We start from the raw sequence: 6,476 nt of genomic DNA on the forward strand, positions 1-6,476 counted from the left end.
AAACTCAAAAACTTACAAACTTAAAAACTCACAATAGAAATGATAAAGAAAGAGGAAGTATATAAAATAGGAGTAATAAACAAGCCGCACGGTGTGAAGGGAGAAGTGTCATTTACTTTCACAGATGATATTTTCGACCGTGTGGATTGTGATTATCTTATATTGCTCATGGATGGAATTCTTGTTCCGTTCTTTATTGAAGAGTATCGTTTCCGCTCTGATAATTCTGCACTGGTTAAATTTGAGGATATAGACACTGCCGAAAAGGCCAGAATGTTTACCAATGTTGAGGTTTTCTTCCCAGTGAAATATGTGGAAGAGCAGGATGAAGTAACGTCTTGGAATTATTTTGTGGGATTTACTGTAGATGATGTAAATCATGGAACACTTGGGGTAATCACTGACGTTGACGATACTACAATGAATGTGCTGTTTGTTATAGAAGCAGAGGATGGAAATGAAGTGTTGCTTCCTGCACACGAAGAGTTTATCCTTGATATAGACCATAAAAAGAAACGTGTCAAGGTAAATATTCCTGAAGGACTGTTGGAATAAAGACTGATGAGTATGAGAAAGAAAGGACGTAAAGCATTTTGGCATAATATCAAGTTTAAATATAAACTTACTATTATCAACGAAAACACGTTGGAAGAAGTCGTTGGGATACATGTATCCAAACTGAATGGTCTTTCAGTCCTTTTGTTTGCTTGTACCATAATATTCATTGTTGCAGCATCTATTATTGCTTTTACTCCATTACGTAACTATTTGCCGGGATATATGAATTCGGAAGTGCGCGAAATGGTGGTTTCGAATGCACTCCGTGCTGATTCATTAAGGCTGGCGTTGGAAAGGCAGAACAGATACATAATGAATATTCAGGATATTTTCAGCGGTAAGATTCAGGTAGATACGGTTCAGTCCATAGATTCTCTGACAAATATAAGGGCAGAGCAACTTATGGAGCGAACTAAAGAGGAAGAAGAATTCCGTCAGCAGTACGAGCAGAAAGAAAGATATAATCTTCGTGAAATAGATAATAAAAATGCTGTATCAGGTCTGATATTCTTTAAGCCGGTAAATGGAGTTATGGAAGTGAATTTTGATCCTGATAAAAAACACTATGGAATAGATATACTTACCAAACAAAACGAAAACATAGTGTCTGTATTGGATGGAACTGTTGTAATGGCAACATATACTGTGAATGACGGTTACGTGATACAGGTTCAGCATTCTCAAAATTTTATCAGTATATATAAAAACTGTGGTTCATTGATGAAAGGACCGGGCGACAAAGTGAAAGGTGGAGACGTGATAGCACTAGCCGGAAAAGGTAATGATACTCAGAAAGGACCTTTTTTGCACTTTGAACTTTGGCGTAGGGGAACACCAATAAATCCTGGAAATTATGTAGTATTCTAAAGTTATGAAGAAACAGATAGCTATTTTAGGGTCTACGGGTTCTATCGGAACTCAGGCTTTACAAGTGATAGAGGAACATCCTGACTTATATGAAGTTTATGCTCTTACAGCAAACAATAGAGTGGATAAACTTATAGAACAGGCCAGAAAGTTTCAACCGGAGGCAGTGGTTATTGCCAATGAAGACAAGTATCAGCAACTCAAAGATGCGCTTGCAGACTTGCCTATAAAGGTATATGCAGGTTCGGAAGCTTTGTGTGAAATAGTCGAGTCGGGTCCTGTTAATATAGTTTTGACTGCAATGGTGGGATATGCGGGGTTGAAACCAACCATTAACGCAATCAGGGCAGGAAAGACAATTGCATTGGCAAATAAGGAAACTCTGGTAGTAGCAGGTGAACTTATTACTGACTTGGCCAGACAGTACAGAACACCTATTTTGCCGGTTGATTCTGAACATTCAGCTATTTTCCAGTGTCTGGAGATGAATAATCCGGTAAGCAAAGTAATTCTTACGGCTTCTGGAGGTCCTTTCCGTACATTCAGTATGGAACAGTTGGCTACTGTAACAAAGGAACAGGCTTTGAAACATCCTAACTGGAGTATGGGTGCGAAAATTACAATTGATTCTGCTTCTATGATGAACAAGGGATTCGAGGTTATAGAAGCAAAATGGTTATTTGGAGTTAAACCGGAACAGATTGAAGTGGTGGTTCATCCACAGTCTGTAATACATTCTATGGTGGAATATGTAGATGGTGCTGTAAAAGCTCAGCTTGGTGTTCCGGATATGCGCTTGCCTATACAGTATGCTTTCTCGTATCCAAAGCGTGAAACATTGTCAGGCGAACGTCTGGATTTTATGAAATGCAGCACTCTTACATTCGAAAAACCTGATACCAAGCGTTTCAGGAACCTTACATTTGCTTACGATGCCATGAACCGTGGTGGTAATATGGCTTGCATATTGAATGCTGCTAATGAAGTTGTTGTAGCTGCTTTCCTTAAAGATCAGATATCTTTCCTGGGAATGAGTGATGTAATCGAGAAAACTATGAGCAAGGTTACGTTTATCAGTAATCCTACATATAATGACTATGTAGAAACAGATGCTATTGCGCGTCGTATTGCAGCAGAACTGGTGATTAATTCCGGTTTTTAAATTATTAATCTAAAAAAACAAAGTAGAAAAACAGATGGAGACATTTTTAATCCGTGCCCTTCAGTTGGTGCTGAGTTTGTCAATTTTGGTTATAGTACACGAAGGGGGACACTTCTTTTTTGCACGTTTATTCAAAATCAGGGTAGAGAAGTTTTATATATTTTTCGATCCTTGGTTTTCTTTATTCAAGTTTAAGCCTAAAAATTCCGATACAGAATATGGTGTAGGATGGTTGCCATTGGGAGGTTACTGTAAGATATCTGGTATGATTGACGAATCAATGGATACTGAACAGATGAAACAGCCTGCCCAGCCTTGGGAATTCCGTTCCAAACCGGCATGGCAACGACTTCTGGTTATGATAGGCGGTGTCTTGATGAACTTTATTCTTGCTCTGTTCATTTATTCCATGATTCTTTTTACATGGGGCGACAAGTATATCGCATTAAAGGACATGAGCTATGGACTGAAGTTTAATGAAACAGCCCAGGAAATAGGTCTTCGCGATGGTGATATACTTTTAAGTGCGGATGGAAAGGAACTCGACCGTTTCGGTGTGGATATGATGCGTGATATGGTTGAGGCTAATGAAGTAAAAGTGCTGCGTGATGGGGAAACTGTCAGTATTAAAATGCCTGAATTGAGTCTTTTGGATGTAGCGCAGCAGGACCCTATGTTTGTGGATGTTTTCTATCCAAATGTGGTTGATTCTGTGTATGCTGGCGGAGGTTTTGCAAATGCCGGTATACAGAAAGGCGATTCGCTTATATCTGTCAATGGTAAAAGTATTAATTCCTGGAATGATTTCCAAAATCAAATGGCTGATTTGAAACTGAGAGCTGAAGTGGCTGAAAAGCCTACAGCAGAGTTTACTTTGGTATATTCGCGTGCAGGAGTCAGAGATACTGTTAGTGTGACAACAGACGAGCAGTTCAAGGTAGCTGCCATAGGTGGGGTATTGAATTATACTCCAACGGTACGTACATTCGGATTTTTTGAATCTTTCCCTGCAGGTATTACATTGGGAGTTAATACTTTAAAAGGATATGTAAACGATCTTAAGTATGTATTTACTAAAGAAGGTGCTAAAAGTGTTGGTGGGTTCGTAACAATAGGAAGCATCTTCCCTAAGGTTTGGGACTGGCAGCGTTTCTGGTCTATGACTGCTTTCTTGTCAATCATTCTGGCATTTATGAACATATTGCCAATACCGGCTCTTGACGGAGGACATGTTCTTTTCCTTATTTATGAGATTGTAGCCCGTCGCAAACCAAGTGATAAGTTCCTTGAATATGCACAAATGGTGGGTATGTTCCTACTTTTTGCTTTGCTCATATGGGCTAATTTCAACGATGTGCTTAGATTCCTGTTATAATTAAATACTTGTTTATGAAGAGAGTTTTATTTTCTGCAATATTGAGCGGTATTATGTTTTCTGCCACTATGTCTGTGGCTCAGGAAAGATTGCCAGAGTATTTGCAGGCAGAAAAGTTTACGGAAAGCAAGCTTAAGAATATGCTGTTTTCCACTATGGTGGACCCTCACTGGTTTCAGAACGGAAAAGGGTTTTGGTATGAATATAAAACGTCTGAAGGTACTTTCTGGTATGTTGTAAATCCTTCACAGAAAAAGAAAGAACAGCTTTTCGACAGAGATAAACTTGCTGCCCAGCTTACGGAAATACTACAGGATCCGTTCGAGGCAAGGCAATTGCCAGTGAAGAACCTGAAGGCTGATGCAGATGGAAAGACTTTCACTTTTGAAGTTGTATCGTCACAGGACGAAAAACAGGATAAGGACAAAAAGAAGAAAGCAGAAAAGAAAGTATTTTATTTCTCGTATGACTTTCCTTCAAAAAAACTGACGCATCTTGCAGACAAGGAAAAAGAACCAAAGAAACTTGACTGGGCATCTGTTTCTCCTGATGGACAGTCTGTGGTATATGCCAAAGACTGCAATCTCTATCGCATGAGTATTGCCGATTATCGTAAGGCACAAAAGGATGAGAAGGACAGTACAATAGTGGAAATTCAGCTTACCACCGATGGTATGCCGGATTTTGGTTATGGTATTCCATATAGTTTGCTTAATACTGACACTTTGTGTAATGGAAAGCGACGCAAAGCATGGGGATGCTGGTCGCCAGACTCAAAGCATTTTGTGACAATTGTTTCTGATGACAGAGCTGTAAAACCTTTGTGGGTAATAAACTCAATAGCAGAGCCACGTCCTACACTTGAAACATACAAGTATCAGATGCCGGGAGAGATGGAAGCACCAGAGGAACATCTTTATATCTTCGATATGACATCGAACACACGTAAGGAAATAAAAGTGTCGGCATGGAAGAACCAGTGGCTTGGGTTGGAACATAAGCCTATGGAGAAAAAACAGAGAGATATGGAGTTCCGTCCTTCTGTGTGGCAGGGCGACAACAATCGTTTCTTTGTGACCAGATACAGCAGAGACCTTCATCGTATAGACGTTTGTACATATACAGTAGGCGAGGATTCCATTGTTCCGATTGTGAAGGAACGTATGAATACATATCAGGAAACTCGTCCTATACACGTCATAAATGGAGGTAAGGAATTTATCCAGTGGAGCGAACGTGACGGTTGGGCACATCTTTATCTTTACGATGATAAGGGAAATCTTAAAAACAGAATAACCGAAGGACCTTGGCACGTAGAGCAGGTATTGAAGATTGACGAAGCTACACGTACGGTATATTTCCTTGCAAATGCTAAGGAGAAAGATGAAAACCCTTATTATGAACATTTGTATAAAGTAAACGTAAATGGTAGCGGATTGACCAGACTTACGAAAGGGGATTATTTCCATCAGATTTCATTATCAGATGATGCGCAGTTTGCTGTCGACAATTTCTCACGTGTGAATACAGTGCCATGTGCAGATTTGATTGACAGAAACGGAAATAAGGTAATGACAATTCAGGAAAGTGATTTCTCAAATCTTAAGGCTGCTGGATATAAATTCCCGGAACTTTTCAAGGTTAAGGCTGCAGATGGTGTGACCGATCTTTACGGAGTGATGTACAAGCCATATGATTTCGACTCTACAAAGGTTTATCCTATTATAGACTATGTATATCCAGGTCCACAGGTTGAGGCTGTATATTATCCGTTTACCCGTATGAGTGTCCGTACAGACCGTCTGGCACAAGCCGGATTTATAGTAATATCAGTAGGTCAGAGAGGTGGACACCCAAGCCGTTCAAAATGGTATCATAATTACGGTTACGGCAATATGCGTGACTATCCGTTGGCCGATCATAAGGCTGCAGTGGAACAGCTTGCTGCGCGACATAAATATATAGATATAAATAAGGTTGGTATCCACGGACATTCCGGTGGAGGTTTTATGTCGACAGCTGCCATATGTCAGTATCCTGATTTCTATAAGGCTGCCGTTTCTTGTGCTGGAAATCATGATAACCGTATTTATAACCGCTGGTGGAGTGAAACCCATCATGGAGTGAAAGAAACTATTTCAGAGAAAGGCGATACTACGTTTGTATACAAGATAGCTACAAATCCTGAAATAGTGAAACAGCTGAAAGGTCACCTTTTACTGGTACATGGCGATATAGACAATAACGTACATCCGGCAAATACCACGCGTGTGGTTAATGCACTGATTAGGGCAGGCAAGCGTTTCGATATGCTTTATCTCCCGGGCCAGCGCCACGGATTTGGAGATATGAATGAATATTTCTATTGGAGATTGGTAGATTATTTCTCGGAACACTTGAAAGGTAAGAAAGAATCATCTGTTGATATACCAAAGAGGTAGAATACCAATAAAAAAAGTTCAGGTTGCCCCGGTAGGAGCAACCTGAACTTTTTTTATTGGTATATTTTAATTA

Annotated in this window: 5 protein-coding genes; all 5 read left to right on the forward strand. The window is 39.8% G+C overall.

Translation table 11 applies throughout. The features are described from left to right. The first annotated feature begins 39 nt into the window (after positions 1 to 39). From rimM to I6E11_RS06340, 5 genes are read left to right on the forward strand one after another with little or no spacing between them, the layout of a single operon-like run. Positions 40 to 555, forward strand: a complete 516-nt coding sequence (gene rimM, locus I6E11_RS06320) for a ribosome maturation factor RimM (RefSeq protein ID WP_235337102.1) — start codon at positions 40 to 42, stop codon at positions 553 to 555. Positions 556 to 567: 12 nt separating this feature from the next. Then, complete coding sequence (locus I6E11_RS06325; RefSeq protein WP_235337104.1) at positions 568 to 1,425, forward strand: murein hydrolase activator EnvC family protein; 858 nt, start codon at positions 568 to 570, stop codon at positions 1,423 to 1,425. Positions 1,426 to 1,429: 4 nt separating this feature from the next. Continuing rightward, complete coding sequence (locus I6E11_RS06330) at positions 1,430 to 2,587, forward strand: 1-deoxy-D-xylulose-5-phosphate reductoisomerase (protein ID WP_235337106.1); 1,158 nt, start codon at positions 1,430 to 1,432, stop codon at positions 2,585 to 2,587. 34 nt (positions 2,588 to 2,621) lie between these two features. Beyond that, positions 2,622 to 3,962 carry an RIP metalloprotease RseP gene (gene rseP / locus I6E11_RS06335; protein ID WP_235337108.1) on the forward strand — a complete coding sequence of 447 codons (1,341 nt, stop codon included), beginning with the start codon at positions 2,622 to 2,624 and terminating at the stop codon, positions 3,960 to 3,962. Positions 3,963 to 3,976: 14 nt separating this feature from the next. Then, entirely contained in the window at positions 3,977 to 6,403 is a 2,427-nt protein-coding gene (locus tag I6E11_RS06340) for a S9 family peptidase (protein WP_235337110.1), read from the forward strand. The last annotated feature ends 73 nt before the right edge of the window (positions 6,404 to 6,476 follow it).

Source organism: Bacteroides caecigallinarum, assembly GCF_021531075.1.
GTDB lineage: Bacteria > Bacteroidota > Bacteroidia > Bacteroidales > Bacteroidaceae > Phocaeicola > Phocaeicola caecigallinarum_B.